Source organism: Rhizobium sp. WSM1328 (assembly GCF_057653715.1).
Genome location: NZ_CM172788.1, coordinates 3,020,762 through 3,045,317, shown reverse-complemented (window position 1 = coordinate 3,045,317; position 24,556 = coordinate 3,020,762). Strand labels below are relative to the sequence as shown.

The 24,556-nt window shown below is 62.0% G+C and carries 24 protein-coding genes; 10 read left to right on the top strand and 14 right to left on the bottom strand.

The window, feature by feature from the left end; genetic code table 11:
• Positions 1-22: 22 nt before the first annotated feature.
• From AC2444_RS15475 to AC2444_RS15455, 5 genes are read right to left on the bottom strand one after another with little or no spacing between them, the layout of a single operon-like run.
• Positions 23-439 carry a GNAT family N-acetyltransferase gene (locus AC2444_RS15475; protein ID WP_012758475.1) on the bottom strand — a complete coding sequence of 139 codons (417 nt, stop codon included), beginning with the start codon at positions 437-439 and terminating at the stop codon, positions 23-25.
• A gap of 4 nt (positions 440-443) precedes the next feature.
• Positions 444-2,513: a membrane protein gene (locus AC2444_RS15470; RefSeq protein WP_012758474.1), complete on the bottom strand. Its 2,070-nt coding sequence runs from the start codon at positions 2,511-2,513 to the stop codon at positions 444-446.
• Between the two features lies 1 nt (position 2,514).
• Positions 2,515-5,328, bottom strand: coding sequence for a DUF4159 domain-containing protein (locus tag AC2444_RS15465; RefSeq protein ID WP_012758473.1), 2,814 nt, complete (start codon positions 5,326-5,328; stop codon positions 2,515-2,517).
• Complete coding sequence (locus tag AC2444_RS15460) at positions 5,325-6,245, bottom strand: DUF58 domain-containing protein (RefSeq protein ID WP_012758472.1); 921 nt, start codon at positions 6,243-6,245, stop codon at positions 5,325-5,327. Before AC2444_RS15460 ends, AC2444_RS15465 begins: the two co-directional genes overlap by 4 nt.
• A gap of 13 nt (positions 6,246-6,258) precedes the next feature.
• Complete coding sequence (locus AC2444_RS15455; protein ID WP_012758471.1) at positions 6,259-7,269, bottom strand: AAA family ATPase; 1,011 nt, start codon at positions 7,267-7,269, stop codon at positions 6,259-6,261.
• A gap of 158 nt (positions 7,270-7,427) precedes the next feature.
• Here AC2444_RS15455 and AC2444_RS15450 point away from each other — a divergent pair, with 158 nt between their 5' ends.
• Genes AC2444_RS15450 through AC2444_RS15440 form a run of 3 tightly spaced genes read left to right on the top strand, consistent with a single transcriptional unit; the run spans position 7,428 to position 9,948 of the window.
• A complete protein-coding gene (locus tag AC2444_RS15450) occupies positions 7,428-8,051 on the top strand; it encodes a DUF1285 domain-containing protein (RefSeq protein WP_012758470.1) in 624 nt (207 codons plus the stop codon).
• On the top strand, positions 8,048-8,698 hold the full coding sequence (locus AC2444_RS15445) for a CoA pyrophosphatase (protein WP_012758469.1): 651 nt from the start codon (positions 8,048-8,050) through the stop codon (positions 8,696-8,698). The genes AC2444_RS15450 and AC2444_RS15445 overlap by 4 nt, the downstream gene beginning before the upstream one ends.
• Positions 8,695-9,948, top strand: coding sequence for a CCA tRNA nucleotidyltransferase (locus AC2444_RS15440; protein WP_128448844.1), 1,254 nt, complete (start codon positions 8,695-8,697; stop codon positions 9,946-9,948). Before AC2444_RS15445 ends, AC2444_RS15440 begins: the two co-directional genes overlap by 4 nt.
• On the opposite strand, the gene AC2444_RS15435 is transcribed toward AC2444_RS15440, so the two are convergent.
• The 3 genes from AC2444_RS15435 to hemF form a co-directional block, all read right to left on the bottom strand.
• The gene (locus AC2444_RS15435; RefSeq protein ID WP_012758467.1) at positions 9,949-10,134 is read right to left on the bottom strand and encodes a DUF1059 domain-containing protein; all 186 of its coding nucleotides are present in this window, start codon (positions 10,132-10,134) and stop codon (positions 9,949-9,951) included.
• Between the two features lie 114 nt (positions 10,135-10,248).
• A complete protein-coding gene (locus AC2444_RS15430) occupies positions 10,249-10,518 on the bottom strand; it encodes a hypothetical protein (RefSeq protein ID WP_012758466.1) in 270 nt (89 codons plus the stop codon).
• A 103-nt stretch (positions 10,519-10,621) separates the two neighbouring features.
• Complete coding sequence (gene hemF, locus AC2444_RS15425) at positions 10,622-11,533, bottom strand: oxygen-dependent coproporphyrinogen oxidase (protein ID WP_012758465.1); 912 nt, start codon at positions 11,531-11,533, stop codon at positions 10,622-10,624.
• Positions 11,534-11,706: 173 nt separating this feature from the next.
• Here hemF and AC2444_RS15420 point away from each other — a divergent pair, with 173 nt between their 5' ends.
• Entirely contained in the window at positions 11,707-11,967 is a 261-nt protein-coding gene (locus tag AC2444_RS15420) for a hypothetical protein (RefSeq protein WP_012758464.1), read from the top strand.
• 3 nt (positions 11,968-11,970) lie between these two features.
• Here the strand turns inward: AC2444_RS15420 and AC2444_RS15415 are convergent, their stop codons facing one another.
• Positions 11,971-13,617: a Na/Pi cotransporter family protein gene (locus AC2444_RS15415; protein WP_012758463.1), complete on the bottom strand. Its 1,647-nt coding sequence runs from the start codon at positions 13,615-13,617 to the stop codon at positions 11,971-11,973.
• 218 nt (positions 13,618-13,835) lie between these two features.
• Entirely contained in the window at positions 13,836-14,297 is a 462-nt protein-coding gene (locus AC2444_RS15410; protein WP_012758462.1) for a tRNA (cytidine(34)-2'-O)-methyltransferase, read from the bottom strand.
• 385 nt (positions 14,298-14,682) lie between these two features.
• Between AC2444_RS15410 and AC2444_RS15405 the strand changes: the two genes are divergently transcribed.
• Positions 14,683-16,539 carry an ABC transporter ATP-binding protein gene (locus tag AC2444_RS15405; protein ID WP_012758461.1) on the top strand — a complete coding sequence of 619 codons (1,857 nt, stop codon included), beginning with the start codon at positions 14,683-14,685 and terminating at the stop codon, positions 16,537-16,539.
• Positions 16,540-16,651: 112 nt separating this feature from the next.
• On the opposite strand, the gene AC2444_RS15400 is transcribed toward AC2444_RS15405, so the two are convergent.
• Positions 16,652-16,882 (bottom strand): CopG family ribbon-helix-helix protein, encoded by a 231-nt coding sequence (locus AC2444_RS15400; RefSeq protein WP_012758460.1) that lies wholly within the window; start codon positions 16,880-16,882, stop codon positions 16,652-16,654.
• A gap of 162 nt (positions 16,883-17,044) precedes the next feature.
• On the opposite strand from AC2444_RS15400, the gene AC2444_RS15395 reads away from it, so the two are divergent.
• A complete protein-coding gene (locus AC2444_RS15395; protein ID WP_012758459.1) occupies positions 17,045-18,958 on the top strand; it encodes an ABC transporter ATP-binding protein in 1,914 nt (637 codons plus the stop codon).
• Here the strand turns inward: AC2444_RS15395 and AC2444_RS15390 are convergent.
• Positions 18,914-19,846 carry an endonuclease/exonuclease/phosphatase family protein gene (locus AC2444_RS15390; RefSeq protein ID WP_012758458.1) on the bottom strand — a complete coding sequence of 311 codons (933 nt, stop codon included), beginning with the start codon at positions 19,844-19,846 and terminating at the stop codon, positions 18,914-18,916. The two genes, AC2444_RS15395 and AC2444_RS15390, sit on opposite strands and share 45 nt — an antisense overlap.
• Positions 19,847-20,130: 284 nt before the next feature.
• On the opposite strand from AC2444_RS15390, the gene petA reads away from it, so the two are divergent.
• The 4 genes from petA (at position 20,131) to AC2444_RS15370 (ending at position 23,560) form a co-directional block, all read left to right on the top strand.
• Positions 20,131-20,709 (top strand): ubiquinol-cytochrome c reductase iron-sulfur subunit, encoded by a 579-nt coding sequence (gene petA, locus AC2444_RS15385; protein WP_012758457.1) that lies wholly within the window; start codon positions 20,131-20,133, stop codon positions 20,707-20,709.
• Between the two features lie 14 nt (positions 20,710-20,723).
• Complete coding sequence (locus AC2444_RS15380) at positions 20,724-21,992, top strand: cytochrome b (RefSeq protein ID WP_012758456.1); 1,269 nt, start codon at positions 20,724-20,726, stop codon at positions 21,990-21,992.
• 25 nt (positions 21,993-22,017) lie between these two features.
• On the top strand, positions 22,018-22,902 hold the full coding sequence (locus tag AC2444_RS15375; RefSeq protein ID WP_012758455.1) for a cytochrome c1: 885 nt from the start codon (positions 22,018-22,020) through the stop codon (positions 22,900-22,902).
• A gap of 115 nt (positions 22,903-23,017) precedes the next feature.
• Positions 23,018-23,560, top strand: coding sequence for an adenine phosphoribosyltransferase (locus tag AC2444_RS15370; RefSeq protein WP_003561340.1), 543 nt, complete (start codon positions 23,018-23,020; stop codon positions 23,558-23,560).
• A gap of 24 nt (positions 23,561-23,584) precedes the next feature.
• Here the strand turns inward: AC2444_RS15370 and AC2444_RS15365 are convergent, their stop codons facing one another.
• Together AC2444_RS15365 and AC2444_RS15360 are read right to left on the bottom strand one after the other, a co-directional pair.
• Entirely contained in the window at positions 23,585-24,052 is a 468-nt protein-coding gene (locus AC2444_RS15365) for a MaoC family dehydratase (RefSeq protein WP_012758454.1), read from the bottom strand.
• A complete protein-coding gene (locus AC2444_RS15360; protein WP_012758453.1) occupies positions 24,049-24,540 on the bottom strand; it encodes a MaoC family dehydratase in 492 nt (163 codons plus the stop codon). The genes AC2444_RS15365 and AC2444_RS15360 overlap by 4 nt, the downstream gene beginning before the upstream one ends.
• Positions 24,541-24,556: the final 16 nt, after the last annotated feature.

Sequence of the window (24,556 nt, the reverse complement as noted above, 5' to 3'; positions counted from 1 at the left end):
TCGGACGCACAAAGGAGATGCGCTAGAGATTTTTCCGGAGGAAGCTGCGCGTGCGGCCTTCCGGGAAATCCTTAAGCTCTCCGAAAACCTCATAACCCTGACGCAGATAGGCGCGCAGAGCCTGCGGGTTGAAGGTGTCGATCCAAGCGCCGCGGCACCCCCGGGCTTTCGCCTCTTCTTCCGCCTTTGCGAGGATATTGCCTGATATACCGGTGCCGCGCAGTGTATCGGGAATATAGAGCATCTGGGTGAAGAGCCAGCCCCAGGCGGTAAAGCCGGAAAGACCGCCGGTCACCTTGCCGTCGGTATCGCGGATGAGGACTGCAAGCGGCTGGCGATCCGAAGGGCCGACATCGCTGTTGTTGAAGGCCGAGAGCGCATCGGTGATCACTGCCAGTTCCTCTAGCGAGGGCGAAGCGGTGAGCTCGAATTCCGGCATGAGATTACCGCCCTTCGCGCCACCACATGGCGCCGAAGGCGAGCAGCAGGATGCCGACGCCGGCGAACCCGGCAAAGAGCGGCAGCGTGTTGATGCCCTTCAAGACCGTCTCGCTGGTCATGCGGATCATCATGCGATCGTTGTCGGAGACGCGCACCTGGCCGCGCACCGGCAGGATCGGCGGGACCGAGATCGCGCCATTTGCATTGGAGACGCGGGTGACGAGACCCTTGCTTCTGTCGGCGACCGGCTGCAGCACATCGGTCGTCGAGATCATTGCCTTGAATTCCGGCGCGTCGACGGCGCCGATATGAACAAGCGTCGACAGCTTGCCGTTGCGGACTTCGAAGAGACCGATTTCGTCCATCCTCTTCTCGGCCTTGTAGAGCCCCGGTTCGGACTGGGTGAGCGGCAGGGTTTCGGTCTTGCCGGAGGGATAACGCACGGTGGCGTTGCCGGGATTGTCGCCGATCGTCTGGCGGGTAACTTCAAGGGTCCGGCCGGAGGCGCGCGCCGTCAGCGCTTCTTCCTCGAGCGCCGGCTCCTTCATCAGCCAATGGGCGATACGGCGATAGAGCGAAACGTTCGGACCGCCGCCTTCGAAGCCGCGCGCCCAGAGCCAGCCCTGATCGGAAAGCAGCATGGCGACGCGGCCCTGGCCGGCGCGGTTCAGCACCAACAGCGGGTGGTTGTCGGCGCCGAGCATGATCGTCTCGCCCTGCGGCCGCTCGACATCGACGCTGCGGAACCAGCGTCCCCAATGCGGCGGGTCCTCGCCCGAGCCATCCAGGCCGCGCGTGACGGGATGTTTGCGGCCTTCCTCGGAGAGGCGGGGATAGAAGGCCTTTTCGATCATCTCTCCGGTGGGCGTTGCCGGCAGGACCGTGGAAAGCGGCGTCAGCGCAATGGAATCGGGGCCGGCATGCTCGGGACCGGCGGCGATCAGCAGCGCGCCGCCGTTGTCGACATATTGCGCGATGTAATCGTAATAGAGCAACGGCAGCACGCCGCGGTGCTGGTAGCGATCGAAGATGATCAGGTCGAAATCCTTGATCTTGTCGACGAAGAGCTCACGCGTCGGAAAGGCGATCAGCGACAGCTCGTTGATCGGCGTGCCGTCCTGTTTTTCCGGCGGACGCAAGATGGTGAAGTGGACGAGATCGACCGAGGCATCGGATTTCAGCAGGTTGCGCCAGGCGCGCTCGCCGGCATGCGGCTCGCCGGAGACAAGCAGGACGCGGAGATTCTGGCGGATGCCGTCGATGACGTGGACGGCGCGGTTGTTGGCGGTGGTGACTTCGCCGGGAAGTGCCGCGACCGAGAATTCGAGCACATTGCTGCCGCCACCCGGCACCTTGAAGGAGAAGGGCGTATCCTGCCCGGGTGTCGCCTGCAGGGTGGCGATCTCGTCGCCATTCAGCTTCACCGTGACATCGGCCGTGCCGCCCGGGCCAGGGCCGTCGTCGAAGACGCGCAGGATCACCTGCTGCTCTTCGTTGACGATGCCGAAGCGCGGCCCCTTGATGACTTCGATGCGGCGATCGAATTCGTTGGCTTTGCCGGTGATGAGGCCATGGATCGGCGCGTCGAAACCAAGCGCCTGATTGGCGGCCGGAGCATCATGGACTTCACCGTCGGTCAGCATGATGGCGCCGCCGATACGGGCGGGCGGGACATCGGCAATGTTGGCCGACAGCGCGTCGAACAAACGCGTGGACGGCACGTCGGAATTGACGTCGCCTTCGACATCGACGAAACGGGGCTCTATCTGGGGGAAGCGGGCGAGTTGTCCCTTCAGGGCCGCAAGCGCATCGTCGGTCATCTTGACGCGATCGGGCGTCTGCTGGCTCTGGCTTCGATCGACAAGAACCGGGACGATCGTCGACAACTGATCCCGATCCTCCTGCAGCAGGACAGGATTGGCAAGGGCGGTCAACATGGCGAGTGCTGCCAGCGTTCTGATCCAGGCACCGCGAATGCCGCGCCAGATCGCGAAAGCGGCGATAACAGCGCTGACGACCGCGAGTGCAGCCAGAACCGACCAGGGCAGGAAGGGCGAAAAGTCGAAGGTCATCTCATTGTCCTAACCGTTCGAGGAGGTCGGGAACATGGACCTGGTCGGTCTTGTAGTTGCCGGTCAGCATGTACATCATGATGTTGACGCCGGAACGGTAGGCATATTCGCGCTGCGTTTCATCCGACGGCACGGTCGGCAGTATCGGTACGCCGTTGTCGTCGATCGCCCAGGCGCCGGCGAAATCATTGCCGGTGATCAGGATCGGCGAAACGCCGTCGGCCGTCGCCGCCGATTTTTCGCTCGGTCCCTGACCGCCCTGCCGGGACTCGATCCAGAGGGGGCTGCCCGTATAACGACCGGGAAAGCTCGACAGAAGATAGAAGGATTTCGTCAGCACGTGATCTGATGGTACCGGCTCGAGCGGCGGGATGTCGAGATTGGTGAGGATTGCCTGCAATCTCTCACCGTTGGCGCTGACATTGCCGCCATTGTCCAATGCGCTGATCTGATCACGCGTATCGAAAAGCACGGTGCCGCCATTGCGCATATAGGCATCGATACGGCTGATTGCCGCCGTCGACGGCATCGGCGCCGTCGCCGAAACCGGCCAGTAGATGATCGGATAGAAGGAGAGTTCGTCTTTGGTGAGGTCGATGCCGACGGGCGACGCCGGCTCCAGCGTCGTGCGAAAAGTCAGGAACTGGGTTAGTCCCTCAAGACCGCGCTCGGATATATTATCCACATCCTGTTCGCCGGTGACGACATAGGCGAGATGGGTGTTGTCAAGCCTCTGCAGGATAAGGTCGTCGCCGGGCTGGGAGTCGTCGGCGTGAAGCGTGCCGGGTTGCACGAGAAAGCCGGCGCCGACGGCGACCGCGATCATCGCGGCGGTTCGGACAGCCGGGCGCAATCGCGAGAATGCGCCATTCATGAAGAGGACGATCAGGCTATCGGCCAGGAGCAGCAGAAAGGCTGCGAGAAAGAGCGCGGGTTTTGCCGACCAGCTTTCGCCGCCGATCAGGCCTTCGCGCACGGCATTGGTCCCTGTTGTGTCGAGCGGCGTCAGTTCGGCGTTCTCGGGCAGCACGTTCAACGAGGCGAAACCATCCTCCGAACCGTAGAGCCCGGGAGGGTTGTCGAAATTTGTCGTCGGTTCGACCCCGGCCTGTGGAATGAGCGGCCGCGCCGATCCCGTCTCGGAGACGAGCGTGCCCTTGGCCGTCAGCATGCGGAATGGCGGCAGGGTTTCGGAGACACGCGCATTGCCGCGCGCTTCCGAAGTCACACCGCCCGAGCGCGATATCTGCAGGAGGTGACGCAACATGTCGACGAAGGTGCCTGAGATCGGCAGATCGGACCAGGTTGCTTCCGCGGTGACGTGAAACAGGACGATCTGGCCGGATGCGATCTGCTTCATCGTGACGAGCGGTGTGCCGTCAGCCAGGCTCGCCCAGGTGCGTTCGGCAAGATCGGGCGTCGGTTCGGCGAGCACCTGCCGCTTGACGACGACATCGGCGGGACGCGCTATGCCGGCGAAAGGCCCGAAACTCGGAAATTCGGCAAGCGACTGCGGCTCGCTCCAGGACAAGGTGCCGCCGAGCGCCCGTTCTCCCTGACGCAAGATGACAGGGATCAGCGGATCGTCCGCAGGGGCTGCCGCCATGCGCGGGCCGGCAAACCGCAGGAGCATGCCGCCATTCGATATCCAGCGCGTCAGAGGCTCGTAGGTCTCCTCCGGCAGCCGGCCGATATCGGCCATGATGATGATGGAGGGATTGTTGGCGAGAAGTTTTGGTATCGCGACCGAAAGATCGGAATCGCCAGGTTGGATCAGATCCGCATAGGGTTGCAGCGCCCGCTGGATATAATAGAGCGGCGAGAGCAGCGGCTGGAACTCATCCCCTCCTTCACCTGACAGCAAGACGACGCGGCGGCGCTTGAATGCGTCGTCGAGAAGGTGGACGGCGCCTGCCGTCGCGCCGTTGTCGACGCTGATGCGCGCGAAATCGTTGCGCATCTCGAAGGGAGCGGTGATCGCACTCGTCGCGACGCTCTGGCCGGGGCGGAAATCCACCCTGCCATTGGCGATCGAGCGGCCCTGGGTATCGACGGCGTTCAGCGCCACCGATGCGGCCTGCGAGGTGTTGAGCCGCGTGACCTTGACGGTCATGGCATCCGCCGCATTGTTGGCGGCAGTGATCGCGACCGTCCGCGCGGCCTCGCCCTCGATCAGGCGCAGATCAGCGGGCTGGAGTTCGGCCAGCCTGCGCACCGTGGCGTCGTCGGCCTTGGCGGCGGCGCCGTCAGTCAGGAAGGCGAGGGTGCCGGGCTTGATGCCGTTCAGCGCGGCGCGCAGCGCCTGGAAGGCGCGTTCGCGGTCCGGTACCAGTGGTCGCGGCTCGGCGGCGCGCAGCTTGTCGCGGGCGGCAGCGGCGGTGCCGGGCACGGCGTCGTTGCTCGGATCGGCGGTGAAGGCGATCGACACAGGCGTGCCGGCGGATTCGGCGTCGTCTATCAACGCGTCGGCGGTCTGGATGCGGCGCTCCCAGTCGGGTGCCGCCGCCCAGCTGTTGTCGACGAAGAGGACGAGCGGGCCACCTGATGCCAGCGAACTGGTGCGTGGATTGAAAACCGGGTCGGCGATTGCAAGGATGATGGTGGCGGCGAGCAGCATGCGCAGCAGCGTCAGCCACCAGGGGCTCTGCGCCGGCGTCTCCTCGCGCTTCAGCACCGAGGCGAGGATCTTCAGCGGCGGGAAGACTTCGGTCTTCGGACGTGGCGGCGTCAGCCGTAGCAGCCACCAGATGACCGGCAAGGCGACGAGCGCGCCGAGAATGGCGGGATAGGCGAAAGCGAAGGGAAGGGCGTTCATAGCTGCCCTCCATGCGTTGCCTTGGCCGGCATGCCGGACAGATACATGTGCACCGCGACCAACGCTTCCGAAGCAAGATGATCGGTGCGATGAGACGCGAAGGTCCAGCCGAGATGGCGCAGCGACTGGCCGAGGCTGTCCCTGCGGGCGAGGTAGGCGTTGCGATAGGCCTCGCGGATATGTTCGGCGCGGCCGGAGATAAGCTTGGCGCCGCTCTCCGGATCGGTGAATTCGGTGCGGCCGCTATAGGGGAATATCTCTTCGGCGGGATCTGATATCTCGACCACGTGGCCGCGCAGGCCGCGGCGGGCAAGCGGGCCGAGGCGCTCCATGATTGCCGGCGCATCGTCGAGGAAATCGCCGATGAGGACGAGGTCGCTCCAGCCGCGGATCATCGCCGTTTCCGGCAGGCCGCCGGTCAGCGGCGTGTGCATGAGCGCGGCTGCGAGGCGTTCGGCGGCGTTGCGGGCGGAGGCGGGTTCCATGATGCCGGGGCAGCCGATGCGCTCGCCGGAGCGGGCGAGGATTTCGGCAAGCGCCAGCATGATGACCAGAGCGCGGCTTTCCTTGGACACGTTGCCGTAGCTCGACTTGTACATCATCGAGGGCGACATGTCGCACCAGAGCCAGATCGTGTGCGCCGCCTCCCATTCGCGCTCGCGCACATAGGTGTGGTCGTCGCGGGCGGAGCGGCGCCAATCGATGCGCGACAGGCTCTCGCCCTCGGCATAGGGACGGAACTGCCAGAAATTCTCGCCGATGCCGCGCTTGCGGCGACCATGCCAGCCGGCGATCACGGTGTTGGCGATGCGCTTGGCTTCCACCAGGCAGTCCGGCACCAGGGCGGCCCGCTGCCTGGCGCGGGAAAGGGCATCGCTGCCTGACGTCGGGTTGACGATCTGTCCGATAGATGCCACGCGTCCGGCTTCCTTATCCCTTTGCCTGCTTGACCAGTCCGGCGACGACATCACGCACCGACATGCCTTCGGCGCGGGCGGCGAAGGTCAGCGCCATGCGGTGCTGGAGAATGGGTTCGGCGAGCGCGAAGATATCGTCCAGAGACGGTGCCAGACGGCCTTCGTAGAGCGCGCGGGCGCGCGCGCAGAGCATCATTGCCTGGCCGGCGCGAGGGCCAGGACCCCAGGCGACGTTCTTGTCGGTCGAGGTATTGCCCTGTCCGGGGCGGGCGGAACGCACCAGCGCCAGGATGGCATCGACAACCGTGTCGCTCACCGGCATCTGGCGCACCAGAGTCTGGATCTCGATCAGCCGCTGCGCATCGATGACGGCTTCCGGTCGGGTTTCGCCCAAGCCCGTCGTCTCGAGCAGGATCTGACGCTCGGCGGCGAGTTCGGGGTAGTTGACGTCGACTTGCAGCAGGAAGCGGTCGAGCTGGGCTTCGGGCAGGGGGTAGGTGCCTTCCTGCTCGAGCGGGTTCTGGGTGGCGAGCACATGGAAGGGCGCCGGCAGGTCATAACGCTGGCCGGCGATCGTGATGTGATATTCCTGCATGGATTGCAGAAGGGCCGACTGGGTACGCGGCGAAGCGCGGTTGATCTCGTCGGCCATCAGGAGCTGGGCAAAGACCGGGCCCTTGACGAAACGGAAGGAGCGGCGTCCACTGTCGTCCTGGTCCATCACCTCGGAGCCGAGAATATCCGAGGGCATCAGATCCGGCGTGAACTGGATGCGGTTGGCGGCAAGGCCGAGCACCTCGCCGAGCGTGGTCACCAGTCTGGTCTTGGCAAGACCGGGAACGCCGACGAGCAGAGCATGACCGCCTGACAGCACGGCGAGAATGGTGTTCTCGACGACGCTTTCCTGACCGAAGATCACCTTCGAGACTTCCCCGCGGATGGCGGCGATATCGGAGAGCGCCTTTTCGGCGGCGGCGACGATCGCCTTTTCATCGAGGCTGGCTTCGGTCTTCATCATACCCATGCGTATCTCCAACGGCTGAAATCATTCGGCAGCGAATCGGCGGACTTATACATGTGCCTCATACCCGATAGAGTTATGGAGATGTGACGGGCTGACAAGTTCGTTGCGAATGACTATCTCGTGACTTTACTTCGTTAAGGACAAACCGGGACGGAAGAATGGCAGCCGAGGAAATCAGCGGACAGGCGGATGCGGCGGGACTTGCCGCACTGATTTCGCGCGCGTCTCAGGAAAATGCCGGACAAAAACGAGGATTGCCGCCGGTCGAGCGGTGGAATCCGCCTTTCTGCGGCGATATCGACATGGAAATCCGGGCGGACGGCACCTGGTTCTACATGGGTACGCCGATCGGTCGACCGGCGCTGGTGCGGCTGTTTTCGACGGTTTTAAGAAAAGACGACGACCAGAAGACCTATCTCGTAACTCCTGTGGAAAAGGTCGGTATAAGGGTCGTCGACGCGCCTTTCATCGCCGTGGAGATGAGCGTGACGGAGGGGCAAGGCCGACAGGTGCTGACTTTCCGCACCAATGTCGGCGATGTCGTGGAGGCGGGAGGAGAGCATCGGCTGCGCTTTGCGATTGCGGGCGAGAATGCCGAATTGAAACCCTATCTGCATGTGCGCGGGCGGCTGGAGGCGCTGGTGTCGCGTGCGGTGATGTATGAACTGGTGGCGCTCGGCGAGACGATCGAGGTCGAGGGACAGGCGATGTTCGCCGTCCGCTCGGCCGGAGAGGTTTTTGCGATGATGCCGGCCGATGAACTGGATGCGCTTTCCCGATGAATGATGCGATTACCCAACGTTATCCGCTGTTTTCCGCAGCCGAATTCCGCCGCCGCGCGCTCAACCAGAATGGTGGGCCGGTCGATCATGCCTGGCGCGATCACGGGGACCACATCCTCAATCCCGATATCGTCGCCGAGGTCGAGACCTTCAAGCTGCGCGACGCCGCCGTGCTCGTACCCGTCATCGACGATGGCGAGGAAGCGCATGTGATCTTCACCAAGCGCACGGCGACGCTGCGCAAACATTCCGGGCAGATCGCCTTTCCCGGCGGCTCGATCGATCCCGCCGATATCTCGCCCGAAATGGCGGCGATCCGCGAGACGGAGGAGGAGATTGGCCTGGCCGGTTCCTTCGTCGAAACCGTGGGGCGGCTGCCGAATTACCTTGCCTCAACGGGCTTCCGCATTACGCCGGTGCTCGGCGTCGTCTCGCCGGGCTTTGCGCTGACGCTGAACCCGACCGAGGTGGACGACGTGTTCGAGGTGCCGCTTTCCTTCCTGATGGATCCTGCCAATCACACCCGCGACAGACGTGTCATCGACGGCATCGACCGGCATTTCTACCGCGTGCCCTATGAAACCAGAATGATCTGGGGAATTACCGCTGGCATCGTCCGCACGCTTTATGAAAGGCTTTATGCATGACCGGCATCGCCGACCAAGCATGGTTCCGCGACCCGGCCCTCGGCCGGATCTTAGCGCTTCTCAACGCCGATGGCGGCGAAGGGCGGGTGGTTGGCGGAGCGGTGCGCAACAGCCTGATGGGCCTGCCGGTCAATGATGTCGACATAGCCACGACACTCAGACCGGAGCCGGTGATGGAGCGGGCGGCGGCGGCCGGCATCAAGGCAGTCCCAACCGGCCTCGAGCACGGCACGGTGACGCTCGTCATCGACGGCAAGCCCTTCGAGGTGACGACCCTTCGCACCGACGTCGAGACCGACGGACGCCATGCCAAGGTTGCCTTCAGCACCGACTGGAAGGGAGACGCCGAACGGCGGGATCTGACGATCAACGCGCTTTATGCCGATGCAAAGGGCGAGGTGGTGGATCTCGTTGGCGGACTTGCCGACATTGAGACGCACAACATCCGCTTCATCGGCGATGCCGCAAGGCGTATTGCCGAGGATCATTTGCGTATCCTGCGCTTCTTCCGTTTCTTTGCCTATTACGGTTCCGGGCGGCCGGATGCCGAGGGGCTGAAGGCGTGTTCCCTCGCGCGTTCGAAACTGACGACGCTTTCGGCAGAACGCGTCTGGTCTGAGTTGCGAAAGCTGCTTGGCGCCGACGATCCTGGTCGCGCGCTGCTCTGGATGCGGCAGGTGGCGGTGTTGACGGAAATCCTGCCGGAATCGGAACGATGGGGGATCGATGCGATCCCTTCGCTGATCGCCACCGAAAAGGCGCTCGGCTGGACACCCGATCCTTTGCTGCGCCTTGCGGCGATCGTGCCGCCCGATGCCGCGCGCATGGAGGCGCTCGCAGCCCGGCTCAAGCTCTCGAATGCGGAAGCGGCCACTCTCAAGGCCTGGGCCATGGCAGCGCCAGTCAATGACGACATGTCATCGGCGGCTTTCGAACGGTTGCTTTATCGCACCAGCACCGACGGCATCACGACACGGCTGAAGCTGGCACTTGCGGTTGCGCGCGGCAAGGCTGAAAGCGATTTCGACGAAATGGCGCGGTCTGCGCGGCTCAACAAGCTGCTGGATAAGGCAACGCACTGGAAGAAACCACAGTTTCCGCTGAACGGCGGCGACGTGATTTCGGCAGGAATCGCGTCTGGCCCGCGCGTCGGCGAGCTGCTTGCCGGTCTGGAAAACCAGTGGGTGGAGGAAAACTTCGTTACCGACCGGGCGGCGCTGCTCGCCCGGCTCCAGGAACGCGTGCAATAATCAGGCTGCGTTCACCTCGTCGCGGATTCGAGCCTTGATATTATCCACCATGTTCTCGCGGATCGTGGTTTCACCGTGAGCGTCTTTCATGTGTTCAACGGCACGGCGGACCACCTCGGCGTCGCTATCTGCCCGTGTATGCCAGGCGCAGCCCGGAACGAGAGTGCCGCATTCGAAAAGTCGCATGGTCTTCTCCTCTGTTCGAAACACAACGAAGATCGCGATCTTACGCGATTCATGAATGTGCGGGGGGAGGGAAGGTTCCGGCCGGCATCGACATGCCGGCCAGTAAAGGCCGTGTCAGTCGGGCATCGCCCAGGCTTTGTAGGTATCCAAAAGGTGGCCGGGCATGTTGCTGTTGGCGGCCGCTGCTTCGTTCTGCAGCTGTTCCGGCGACTTTCCGCCGGCCAGTTGCAGCTTGACCTGCTCGATGAAGCAGGACAGCGGCAGATCCGAGCCGCTCTTGGTCCGCAGTTTCTCGGCAATGCGCGTCAGAAACTCGGATGTGTCGATCGTGCGGGATGTTTCCTGGACATCCGCGGACGCTGGCGAGCTACTTTGTATCGTCATGACAATCCTCCTCCGATTGTTACGCACATACATATAAAGTTAGGACGCACTGAGTTTTCGTGAAGGTCTATCACCTCGAATTTATCGATGAGATATCACAGTTTCATGGCCAGCGGACGACGGGGGGCAACGAAGAGAGAATGGATTCAACGTTGCCGCCGGTCTTCAGGCCGAAGATCGTGCCGCGATCATACAGCAGATTAAATTCGACGTAGCGGCCCCGGCGGATCAATTGTTCGTCGCGATCGGCCTCTGTCCACAATTTATTGAAGTTGGAGCGGACGATTTTTGGATAGACCATGGCGAAAGCCCGGCCGACATCACGCGTGAAGGCGAAATCGGCGTCCCAGCCGCCGGCTTCCTCGCTTGAATGCAGCCAGTCGTAGAAGATGCCGCCGATGCCGCGGGCCTCGTTGCGGTGTTTCAGGAAGAAATATTCGTCGCACCAGGCTTTGTACGCATCATAATCGGCGACGGCATGATTGCGGCACGCGATCTCCATGGCTTTGTGGAAGAGCTGGCTGTCCTCGTCCTCCTGCGTGCGGCGGCGCGACAGCACCGGCGTCAGGTCGGCCCCGCCGCCGAACCAGCGGCTGGTGGTGACGACCATGCGGGTGTTCATGTGCACCGCCGGAACGTGTGGGTTCACGGGATGGGCGATCAGCGAGATGCCGGAGGCCCAGAAACGCGGATCGTCCTTGGCGCCGGGTATCTGGGCGCGGAAATCCGGGGCGAATTCGCCGTAGACAGTGGAGGTATGGACGCCGACCTTTTCGAAGACGCGGCCTTCCATCATCGACATCCGGCCACCGCCGCCAGCACCATTTTCGCGTGACCAGTCCTTGGCGACGAAGCGGCCGGGCTCCTGGTCGGATAGCGGCCCTTCCAACTCGTCCTCGAGGGCCTCGAAGGAGGCGCAGATCGTATCGCGCAATCCCTCGAACCAATTGCGGGCTGCGGCCTTCTTCTCTTCGATATCGTCAGGCAAGCCGATCGGCAGTTCCGGTCTTTCCATTTACGCCTCCGACGGTCGGCATCTCCATCGGAGGCGACTCGCTCATTCTTCATTCACGCCATGATTAGCAGTTGGTGCTGCATCTCGCCAAGCCGAGGCAAGCACCCGGCGCCTCCAAGATTCGACTCGCAAATCGAGAATTTCGATATTACCTTTTCCGAGGAGGTAGATTGATGAAAAAAGTTCCAGGGCCTCCGTCCTTCGACGGCCTGAAGCGCAGGATAGCGAGACATCGGGCGGAAAATCCCCCGAGCAAGAAAGACCATTTCGTGCGTGAGACATATTGCCTCGGCCTCACGGACGCACGCGCCAAGGCGCGCGAATGGTTCGACGAATATCCGAAAGCCGCTTACTGGACCGAGGTGGAAAGCTGGCGCCAGCTCGACGGCGACCAGATCGAATTCACCATGCGCCGTCTGCCCTCGGCAGACTGACCGTCACTTCGCAGTGGCGCGCACGCGGCTTTCGATCAGCAGGCCGTTTTCATCCATGATCGGATGCGCCACCGAGACGATGTGGGCGTTGAGGCGCTTCAGATCGCGCAGCATGTCGAGATGCAGCGAACTCGTTTGCAGGCTGTCGGCGCGACCATCACGCAGGCGTTCGAGGTGGCGCTCGGCAGACTGCTTCTCCATCCGGCGCACCTCGACCTTCACCTCCATCATCTGGCGCGCCAGATTGAAATCGCGGGTGACGAAGATTGTCTGGGCGACGCGCAGATTGTCGATCGTCAAATCGAACAGCTTGCGCAGTTCCTGATGACCGTCATCGGAAAATTTCAGGCCAAGAGAGATCTTCTTTGCCACCTGCTCCAGCAGGCCCTTCTCGATGATATCGCCCATATGTTCGAGGTTGATCGCATAATCGATGACGACGATCGAGCGGCGGGCGTTCTCGTCGCTGAGACCCTCGCGGCCGAGCTTCGAGAGATAGACCTTCACCGCCTGCTGCAGCCGGTCGACGCGCTCTTCGAGGGTGGATATCTCGGCAAGCTTCGATGCGTCGTTACGCTCGAAAGCTTCGGAGACCCGGATCAGCATCCGCTCGATCAGATCGCCGACGCCGAGCACTTCGCGGGTAGCGCTGGCGAGGGCCACGACCGGCGTCGCAAGCTCCTGCGCATCCAGATATTTCGGCGCGCTATCGGGCTCGGCTTGATCAGGCACCAGCCGGGCCATCAGGGCAGCGAGCGGCCGGGAGAATGGCCAGGCCAGCGCCGCCAGCAGAAGGTTGAAGGCAAGATGCGCGTCGACCGGCAGCTTGGCAGGACCGAAGGGCAGCATTTGGATGAATTCCGCGCCATAACCCGCCAGCGGCAGGGCGATAAGGCAGCCGAGCGTGCGGACGGCGAGATTGCCGAGGGTGACGCGCCGTGCCGAAACCGGGCCGGACAATGTCGCGACGACCGGCGGTATCGCCCCGCCGAGATTGGCGCCGAGTACGAGCACGATGACGAGTTCGGCGGAGACGACGCCGGCCGAGGCGAGCGAGAGGATGAGCACCACCACCGCAAGGCTCGACGAGGACGCGAAGGCAAGTGCTGCCGAGATGATCATCGCCACGGGCAGGGCGTTATCCAGCAGGCCGATGAAGGCGGCGAGTGCGGGGGAAGCGCGCATCGGTTCCGTCGCAAGGCCAAGGAGGTGCAGCGACAACAGCATCAGCCCGATGCCGATCAGCGCCGTGCCGCCGCCCTGGCTGGCGCTGGAACGGCCGCGGTAGAGCACGATGCCGGCAAGAATCAGGAGCGGAGAGAGCCATTCGATGCCCGTTGCGACGATCCAGGCGGTGATTGCCGTGCCGACATTGGCGCCGAGCAGGACGATCTGCGCCATGCGCGGCTTGATCAGGTCACGCTCGACGAAGGAGGCCGTCATCAGCGCCGTCGCTGTGGAGCTTTGCAGCGCGATTGTCGCGACGAGGCCCGACAGGAAAGAACGAAGACCGCCGCGCGTGCCGGTCGCCAGGCCTGTTCTCAGGCGGGCGCCGAAGGCTCTGGATACGCCATCCTTTACCTGCGCGAGGCCGAACAGCAGCAGAGCCACGGCGCCGAACAGGTTGATCATGATGATTGTAGAGTCCATTTTATTGTTTTTATTCTTCTTTCACAGATCTGGAGAAGTGCTGTTTTCCTCACATGACCGTTCCAAACTTATTGGAATCATGGAGGCCAATGCTGAATTTTTGATTGCCCGGCTAATAAATATACGCCGGTTTGACGGATAGACAACGTTATTTTGCGACATATTCCGGAGCGGATCGGCAATTTCGCGGGCTTTTGCTCTGCCAGCGCCGGTGTCCGTCAGGCCCAGACGGTTTGGCGCATCGCCTCGCCGACGATCATCGCGGCGGAGACGGCGACGTTGATCGAGCGCTGGCCTTCGACCATCGGGATCAGTACGCGCGCATCGGCCCTCTCATGCACCTGATCCGGCACGCCGGCGCTTTCGCGGCCGAAGAGCAGGACATCGTCGGGGCGGAAGGCAAGATCGGTGTAGCGCTCCGCAGCCTTGGTCGAGGCGAGGATCAGGCGGCGGCCAGTGGTCAGACGCCACGCCTCGAAGCGGTCCCAGTTGACATGGCGGGTGAGGGCGGCGGCGGCGATATAGTCCATGCCGGCCCGTTTCAGGTTACGGTCGGAGATGTCGAAGCCGGCGGGCTCGATCAGATCGACCGCAAAGCCAAGGCAGGCGGCAAGACGCAGGATCGTGCCGGTATTGCCGGGAATATCCGGCTGATAGAGTGCCAGTCTGAGTGAAGTCATGATGCGCTATCTTTCCGCTTTCACCGCAAAGGGCCTAATGCAACTGTGATTTCGACGCAACAGGGCGCGTTTGGACCCGAAAAGATGAAATATGTGGCAGAACAGGGCTGGAAAATTCCTCATTTTCGCGTTATCGGTGCATATCTTTAATCGCCAGCAAGGAGCGCCAGAATGAATATTTTGCTGTATGTGCGCCTCCTGGCCGTGATGCCAAGCGGTGCGATTTTCCGCCGATAGTGCGGATTTCTTCCCTGAATTTCCTTTTTGATCCATTGTGCGGCTGTTTCAGCCTCGCCCCTTGAACGTTCGGTTCCCATATGTGCTTGCATAGCGCTGGGATGGCGCGAAGCCGGGAGCCGGAACGCTGACGTTTCGGAGCAATTTCATGTTTGGCTGGTTCGAACAGCGACTCAATCCCTTTCCAAGCGAGGACCCCGTCGTCCCGCCGAAAGGTCTCTTTGCCTTTTGCTGGCATTACAGCAAGCCGGCTGCGCCCTGGCTCGGCCTGATGGCCGTGCTGACCGCGCTGATCGCGATCGGCGAAGTGGCGCTCTTCCAGTTCCTCGGCGACATCGTCGACTGGCTGACCAATGCCGACCGCGCCACATTCCTGGAGAGAGAAGGCCACAAGCTTTTCTGGATGGCGGCGCTGGTGCTGATCGGCCTGCCTTTGGTAGCTGGGCTCGATTCGCTCATCATGCATCAGATGATGCTCGGCAATTATCCGATGATCGCACGCTGGCAGATGCACCGCTTCCTGCTGCGTCACAGCATGTCGTTCTTCGCCAACGAGTTTGCCGGGCGTGTCGCCACCAAGGTGATGCAGACCTCGCTTGCGGTGCGCGAAACGGTGATGAAGATCCTCGACGTCTTCGTCTATGTCGTCACCTACTTTCTGACGATGATCATCGTGATTGCGGCAGCCGACTGGCGGCTGATGATCCCGATCCTCGTCTGGCTCGCGGTCTATATCAGCATCGTCGCCTATTTCGTGCCGCGGCTTCGCAAGATCGCGGCGGCGCAGGCGGATGCGCGTTCGATGATGACGGGGCGCGTGGTCGACAGCTATACGAATATCGCGACGGTCAAGCTGTTTTCGCATGCGGGCCGCGAGGAGGTCTATGCCAAGGAAGGCATGGACGAGTTCCTGCAGACCGTGCACAAGCAGATGCGCAAGGTGACGCTCTTCCACATCTTCGTCTACGTGAACAACTGCGTTGCGCTCTTCGTCATCTCGGGCATGTCGATCTGGTTCTGGCTGAACGGGGCGATCTCAGTCGGCGCCATCGCCATCGCCATCGGTCTTGCCATGCGCGTCAACGGCATGTCGCAATGGATCATGTGGGAAGTCTCGGCGCTGTTCGAGAATATCGGCACGGTCTATGACGGCATGGAGATGATGAGCAAACAGCACGACATCGTCGACAAGCCGGGCGCACCCACCCTGACGGCGAAGAAGGGCGCGATCCACTATGACCGCATCCGCTTCCACTACGGCAAGAGCAAGGGCGTCATCGACAACCTGTCGCTCGACATCAAGGCCGGCGAGAAGGTTGGTCTGGTCGGCCGCTCCGGCGCCGGCAAGACGACGCTGATGAACCTGTTGCTGCGCTTCTACGACCTGGAGGCCGGCCGCATCACCATCGATGGGCAGGACATCGCCGGCGTTTCGCAGGAAAGCCTGCGTTCGCTGATCGGCGTGGTGACGCAGGACACTTCGCTGTTGCATCGCTCGATCCGCGACAACATCGCCTATGGGCGCCCCGAAGCAACGGACGACGAGGTGATCGAGGCCGCCAAACGCGCCAATGCCTGGGAGTTCATCGAAGGCCTGGTCGACATGCAGGGCCGCGCGGGGCTCGACGCGCAGGTCGGCGAACGCGGCGTCAAGCTCTCCGGCGGCCAGCGGCAGCGCGTCGCGATCGCCCGCGTCTTCCTGAAGGACGCGCCGATCCTGGTGCTCGACGAGGCAACCTCGGCACTCGATTCGGAAGTCGAGGCGGCGATCCAGGAAAACCTCTTCGCCCTGATGGAGGGCAAGACGGTGATCGCCATCGCCCACCGGCTGTCGACGCTGACGGAGATGGACCAGCTGATCGTGCTCGACAAGGGCCGGATCATCGAGGCCGGCTCGCACAGTGAGCTGATCGCAGGAGGCGGCATCTATGCCGACCTCTGGAACCGTCAGTCCGGCGGCTTCCTCTCCGATCACGCCGACGAAGCGGAAGTGGCGGCGGAATAATAAGAGTAATGAGGCCCTCCCTGCGAAAGCGGAGAGGGCCTCGTGAATTCTTAGGGGGGTTCCAGCTTGCCGACCGTTGCTGAAGATCTGAGCGCGTTTGCGTCCTATCCGATCAAAGGCTGTCGGCCCAATCGATCACGCGGTGAGTTTCGACGACGACCATTGTGTGGGCGGCGGCGATCGTGCGAAGCGCGACGAGGCGGCGGTGCTCCTCCTGATCGATCCAGGTGGTAATGGCCTCGGCGACGATCTCGTCGCGCGGCAACCCCAGGGCGAATGCCAGGGCATCCAGCCTTTCTGCAAGCGGAAGCGGAACATGCACATCGAGCATTTTCGTTTCCATGGATATGGTCTCCGGTAAAGCGCGATCGTAACGTGAGATTGTGACCGGTTCGGGGGCATTCAATGGGTATGCCGCCGATGTTACCGATAATTACCAAAATATAACATTCTGTCCGCTTTTCATTCCCTTTGCCGGCACGGCTAATCCGCCTATATCGCTTCTATGTTGCTGCACCCCATCCTCCGCCGGTTCGAAACCTGGATCGATCCGTTCCGCCCACGCGCCAATCTGCAGCCGCCGCGCTCGACGCTCGGATTCATCTGGTTCTATATCGGCCAGGCGAGGATGCCGTTCATCGCCATGCTCGTTCTCGGCGGCACGTCGGCGGCGATAGAGGCCGCACTCTTCTGGTTCGTCGGGCGGTTGGTCGATATCCTCGGCAGCATCACGCCGGGGGCCGGCTGGAGCGGCCTTCTCGCTGCCCATGGCGGCGAATTGTTCGGGATGCTCGCCCTCATCGGGCTGGTGCGCTTCGTCATCGCCTTCCTGATCGCGCTCGTCGACCAGCAGGTGATCACGCCTGGCTTCTACAATCTCGCACGCTGGCAATCCTATCTCCATGTCTCCAGGCAGTCATTGTCGTTCTTCCAGAGCGATTTTTCCGGGCGCATCGTCACCAAGGTCTGGTCGGCCGGACAGGCCACCGGCGATCTCGTCACCTCGCTGATGGAAAGCGTCTGGTTCGTCGGCATCTATGCCGTAACGACGCTCGTGCTCGTCGCCCGGCTGGACTTTTCCCTTGCCGCCGTCGTGCTGTTCTGGCTTGGCGCCTTCAGCCTGCTTGCCCGCCACTTCGTTCCGCGGATCCGCCAGCATTCCCGCGAGACGGCGGAAGCCGGATCGATGCTGAACGGCCGGATGGTCGACTCCTACAGCAACATGCAGACGCTGAAGCTGTTTGCCCGCGACGAGGAGAGCGACCGCTACATGCGTCAGGGCTTTGATATCTATCAGGATACGGTGTTGCGCTTCACGCGGTTCATCACCGGCGTCCGGGCCTCGATGGCGCTGCTCTCCGGCCTGATGATCGTAACGATGGCGGGGCTGAGCGTCGATCTCTGGCTGCGCGGCCTGGTGAGTTCCGGCGCCGTGGCGTTTTCGCTGGCGCTGGTGCTCAGGCTGAATTTCCTGCTCGGACGGCTGATGACGCAGTTCAACGGCATCATGCGCAATCTCGGTACCATCCAGAACGCCGCCGAGCTGATCTCCCAGCCTCTGGGGCTCGTCGATCGGCCGGATGCGAAGTCCCTGGTGATCCGACAGCCCGGCATCCGCTTCGACGATGTTTCGTTCCGTTACGGCAAGGGTCATCAGCCGGTCGTCGAGAATTTCTCCCTGACCATCCGCCCGGGCGAAAAGGTCGGGATCGTCGGCCGTTCGGGTGCCGGGAAATCGACGCTGATGAACCTGCTGCTGCGCCTCTACGATATTCAGGACGGCCGCATTCTCATCGACGGCCAGGATATTGCAGCGGTGACGCAGGAATCTCTCAGGATGCAGATCGGCGTCGTCAGCCAGGACACCTCGCTGCTGCATCGTTCCGTGCGCGACAATATCCTGTTCGGACGGCCCGATGCCGGCGAGGAGGGGCTGGTGGAGGCGGCAAGGCGCGCCGAAGCCATCGACTTCATCGAACGTCTGCAGGATCAGCAGGGTCGTAGAGGTTTCGATGCGCATGTCGGCGAACGCGGCGTCAAACTGTCAGGCGGGCAGCGGCAGCGTATCGCTATTGCCCGGGTCATGCTGAAGGACGCGCCGATCCTCGTTCTCGACGAAGCGACGTCGGCGCTCGATTCGGAAGTGGAAGAGGCGATCCAGTCCAATCTCCATCGGATCATGGAAGGCAAGACAGTGCTTGCGATCGCCCATCGGCTGTCGACGATCGCCGCGCTCGACCGGCTGATCGTCATCGATCTCGGGCGGATCATCGAGGAAGGCAGCCATGACCAACTGCTTCGCCACGGCGGGCTCTATGCCGAACTTTGGGCGCGCCAGTCCGGCGGCTTCCTTGCTACAGACGAGGATGCGGGCTCAAGGGTCGATGACGAATTCCGCCATGAGGCCAAAATGATTTGACCCGAAGCCATTCTCGATGCGGCGAACCGATTTCAGCCGCAGCGGCGCCCGGGTAAAGATATGATCGATCGGAATGCCGAAGGCGCCGGCGCGGATCGGCCATGTCGCGGGTTCCAGCGATACCGTGCCCAGGGCTTGAGTGCGCATGAGATACTGCACGTCGGGCGCGAGAATCGACGTATTGAAATCACCGGCGAGAACGAGTGGTCCCGAAAGGGTAGGGATGATCTCCGCGAGATCCCAGATTTCGAGGCCGTGGAATTCGTCGTAATAAGGTTTGGTCAGGTGCGCGGCGAGGAAATTGACCTTCTGGCCATCGAAATCGATCGTCGAGATCGTCAGCCGGTTGCGCCAGAGCAGGCCGAGATTGCGGATGCGGGGTTCGATCAGCGGACGTTTCGACAGCACCAGCGTGTCGCATTGTTCCATGCCGACGCCGCAGCCGACGTAATAGGGATAGGTCTTCAGCAACCGTGGCAGTTCCGACAGCAGCGGTTCAGCCTCCAGGATGTTGACGGCGTCCGCACCCGAGCCAATGACCATGTCGGCGATGTCAGGGCCGTTTGCAAAATTATCGTTCTCGATATTGAAGGACATCAGCCTGAACAGGGCCGGGCGGCTCTCCTCGACGGATGGTTCGACGAATTCGCGCATCATCACGACACCGTGGACGGCAAGGACCACCGATATTGCGAGGGTCAGCAGGCCATACCAGTGCCGCTTGACGAGAAGGGCAGCGACCGAGGCCACAGTGCCGGCCACCGCCAGATGGACCTGGAAGCTGTAAAAGAAAGATAGCAGATAGAAATCGGTGACGTATCGCAGGGAGATAATGGCGAGAACGAGGGTCGTGAGAACGCTGAATACGCAAAAAATCGTGTCTCTCATCCGCTCCGGTCCGGCTCACTGGCATGGCTTGGACTGCGCCTATCACGAGGGCGTTTTTGTTGCAATGCAACATAATGGCAAGCGCGTGTTTGCCTTAAAAAATTCATCCGAAATTTCCCGCGACATTGTGCCCTCATCCCCTTGCCAAGGCTGGACATAATTTGCGATCAAGCATAGAACGCGCCGGATTGCCGGGGAATCTATGGCCGAATTGTGTCCAGAGAGATTCGCCGGTAGAGGGGGCAGGGCGGAATTCCGCGAAAATTGCGCAGAGGATGTTAGCCGTGAGCGAACACGAAACGACAAGCGAGGGCATGGGCGAACCCACTCGCCGTGATTTCCTTTATCTCACCACTGGTATGGCAGGCGCCGTCGGCGCCGTCGCGGTCGCTTGGCCGTTCATTGATCAGATGCGTCCTGACGCTTCGACGCTTGCTCTCGCCTCCATCGAAGTCGACGTTGCCAGCCTCGAGCCCGGCATGTCCCTGACGGTTAAATGGCGCGGCAAGCCGATCTTCATCCGCAACCGCACGCCTGAGGAAGTGGAAGCGGCAAATGCCGTCCAGCTTGCTGATCTGAAGGACCCGGTCGCGCGCAATGCAAACCTTCCTGTCGACGCTCAGGCAACGGGTGTTGACCGTTCGGGCGGCAAGGGCAAGGAAAACTGGATCGTCATGATCGGCACCTGCACGCATCTCGGTTGCGTGCCGCTCGGCCAGGCCGGCGAATACAATGGTTGGTTCTGTCCCTGTCATGGCTCGGTCTACGACACGGCCGGCCGCATCCGCAAAGGCCCGGCGCCGCAGAACCTGGCGATTCCGACCTTTTCATTTTTGTCCGATACCAAGATCAAGATCGGTTGAGGGGAGACTGATTAATGAGTGGCCATTCCAGCTACGAGCCATCAACCGGCCTCGAGAAATGGGTCGATGCGCGCCTTCCGCTGCCGCGCATGGTCTATGACAGCTTCGTCGCCTATCCGGTTCCGCGTAACCTGAACTACGCCTACACCTTCGGCGCCATGCTCGCCGTTATGCTGGTGGTGCAGATCCTGACGGGTGTTACGCTCGCCATGCACTATGCGGCCGAATCGTCGGTTGCCTTCAACTCCGTCGAAAAGATCATGCGTGACGTGAACCACGGTTGGCTGCTGCGCTATATGCATGCCAACGGCGCATCCTTCTTCTTCGTCGCGGTCTACCTGCACATCGCCCGAGGCCTCTATTACGGCTCCTACAAGGCGCCCCGCGAAATCCTCTGGATCCTCGGCGTGGTCATCTACCTCCTGATGATGGCGACCGGCTTCATGGGCTATGTTCTGCCCTGGGGCCAGATGTCCTTCTGGGGCGCCACCGTCATCACCGGCTTCTTCTCCGCCTTTCCGCTGGTCGGCGAATGGGTGCAGCAGTTCCTACTCGGCGGCTTTGCGGTCGAAAACCCGACGCTGAACCGCTTCTTCTCGCTGCACTACCTGCTGCCCTTCATGATCGCCGGCGTCGTCATCCTGCACATTTGGGCGCTGCACGTCGTCGGCCAGACGAACCCGACGGGCGTCGAGGTCAAGACGAAGACGGACACGGTGCGCTTCACGCCTTATGCGACGATGAAGGATGCGCTCGGCGTCTCAATCTTCCTGATGGTCTATGCCTATTTCGTCTTCTACCTGCCGAACTTCCTAGGCCATGCCGACAACTACATCCCGGCCGACCCGCTGAAGACGCCGGCCCACATCGTTCCGGAATGGTACTTCCTGCCGTTCTACGCGATGCTGCGCTCGATCACCTTCAACGTCGGCCCGATCGACTCCAAGCTCGGCGGCGTGCTCGTGATGTTCGGCGCGATCATCGTGCTGTTCTTCCTGCCCTGGCTCGATACCTCAAAGGTCCGTTCCGCCGTCTACCGCCCCTGGTACAAGCTGTTCTACTGGCTGTTCGTGATCAACGCGATCATCCTCGGCTGGCTCGGTTCGCAGCCGGCGGAAGGCTTGTTCACCACGATCTCGCAGATCTGCACGCTCCTCTACTTCGCTTTCTTCCTGGTCGCGATGCCGGTTCTCGGCTTGGTGGAAACACCGCGTCGCATCCCGAACTCGATCACCGAAGCGGTGCTCGAAAAGCGCAACAAGACCGTAGCGGTCAAGGCATAAGCGAGCGACGGAAGGGAATAGAAATATGAAAACGCTTGTTACAAGCATTCTCTCGCTCGCATTTGCCGCCGGTCTCGGCAGTGCGGTGCTGGCCCAGGAGGCGACGCCCGCCAACGGTGCGGCTCCGGCCCATCACGCGGAAAGTGAGACGCCGCACTATCCGCTGAAGGAGCCGAAGGAGGAGGAATGGACTTTTGCCGGTCCGTTCGGCCACTACGACAAGGGTCAGCTTCAGCGCGGCCTCAAGGTTTACACCGAAGTCTGTTCCGCCTGCCATTCGATGAACCTCGTGCCCTTCCGCATGCTTGATGAGCTCGGTTATTCCGAGGCGCAGGTGAAGGCTTTCGCCGCGAACTACGAGGTCCAGGACGGCCCGAACGCCACCGGCGAGATGTTTACCCGCAAGGCGGTCCCCTCCGACCACTTCCCGGCGCCTTTCGCCAATGCGGAGGCCGCTGCTGCCTCCAACAACGGTGCGGCTCCGCCTGACTTTTCGCTGATTGCAAAGGCTCGCGAGGTCGAGCGCGGCTTCCCGCAATTCGTCTTCGACATCTTCACGCAGTATCAGGAAGGTGGCCCGGATTACATCCACGCGCTGCTGACCGGCTATGAAGAGCCGCCGGCCGGCTTCCAGGTGGCGCAGGGTTCACATTACAATCCTTATTTTCACGCTGCCGCCGTCCTTGCCATGCCGAAGCCGCTCTCCGACGGTCAGGTGACCTATGACGATGGCGCGCCGGCGACGGTCGACCAGTATTCGAGGGACGTCTCCGCCTTCCTGATGTGGGCCGCCGAGCCGCATCTCGAGGAGCGCAAGCGCACGGGCTTCATGGTCATGATCTTCCTGGCGATCTTCACGGTGCTGATCTACCTGACGAAGCGCTCGATCTACGCCAATAAGGAACACTGAGCGGTTCCCCGCCAGATTTCGAAAGGCGGCCTGCGGGCCGCCTTTTTTGTTGGTTCCGCCCCTGGCAATTGATAAAGTCCGGCCAGTTTCATGCCTTCGCAGATATGGATTTTCCATGAACAATACGACTTCGGAGCTTGCAGCCAGCATCCGCTCCATTCCCGACTACCCCAAACCCGGCATCATTTTCCGCGACATCACCACACTGCTCGGCAACCCACGCGCTTTCCGCCGGGCGGTCGATGAGCTCGTGCAGCCCTATGCAGGCACGAAGATCGACAAGATCGCCGGCATGGAGGCGCGCGGCTTCATCCTCGGCGGCGCGGTGGCGCACCAGCTCTCCTCAGGCTTCGTGCCGATCCGCAAGAAGGGCAAGCTGCCGCACGAGACCGTGCGCATCGCCTACAGCCTGGAATATGGCGTCGACGAGATGGAGATGCATCGCGATGCTGTCCAGCCCGGCGAGAAGGTGATCCTGGTCGACGACCTGATCGCCACCGGCGGCACGGCGGTCGGCGCGACGAAGCTGCTGCGCCAGATCGGCGCGGAAGTGGTCGGCGCTTGCTTCGTCATCGATCTGCCGGACCTCGGCGGACGCAAGAAGCTGGAAGAGCTCGGCGTCGTCGTGCACACGCTGGTCGAATTTTCCGGCCACTGAGCCCTCGTCCTCGTGCCTGCAGCGTCAGTCGAATTCGAGCACGCCGCTTTCGAAGCGGATAACGGTATCGCCGTTTTGATTGACGCCCTCGCAGAGGATGGTGTTGAGGTGCCATCCCGGCCGCGACGCGAGCGCCCGGCTGGAGAGGAAGGCGACGGAATAGGTCACGACGTCGCCTGCGAAAACCGGCCGCAGCCATTGCAGTTTCTGGAAACCGGGTGAGGGGCCGAGGTTCGGTGACGTCTGGCCCTTTTGCGCGAGTGCGGCGCTTTGCCTTTCCCAAAAGGCGAGGAAGGTCCGCATCCAGGCGGCGGCGGTGTGCCAGCCCGAGGCGCAGAGATCGCCGAAGAGGGTGTCTTTGGCGGCTTCTTTGTCGACGTGGAAACGCTGCGGATCGTAGCGCGTCGCGAAACGGATGATGTTTTCCTCGGTAAAAGTGTACTTGCCGATCTCGGCCTTCTCGCCAACCGCGTAAAGCTCGGACATCCTCATGCTGATGTCTCCGGGCTTATGCCGATATCCGCGGGCCGGGCACGCATGCCGAACATGACTGAATTCTCCGAGACGCAGACGAGTTCGCCGCGCTGGTTTTCTACCTCGTGGCGAAACTTGACGATGCCTATGCCAGGGCGCGAGCGCATCGGCCGGGCTTCAAGCACGGTCGAATGGCCAGATAGCGTGTCGCCGGCAAGCACCGGCTTTCGCCATTCCATCAGATCGACGCCCGGCGCACCTTCGCAGAGCGAATGCAGCACATAACTGTCGGCCATCATGCGCATGAACATAGAAGAGGTATGCCATCCGGAAGCGGCAAGGCCGCCGAGAATGCTGGCGCGGCCGGCAGCCTCATCGATATGCATCGGTTGCGGGTCGAATTCGCTTGCGAACTCAATGATTTCCTCGGTGGTCACCAGCTTCGGGCCAAGCGCGAAGCGGCGGTCGAGCTGGAAATCCTCGAAGGAAAGCTTTTCTGCCGACATTCGTTCCTCCCGCCAT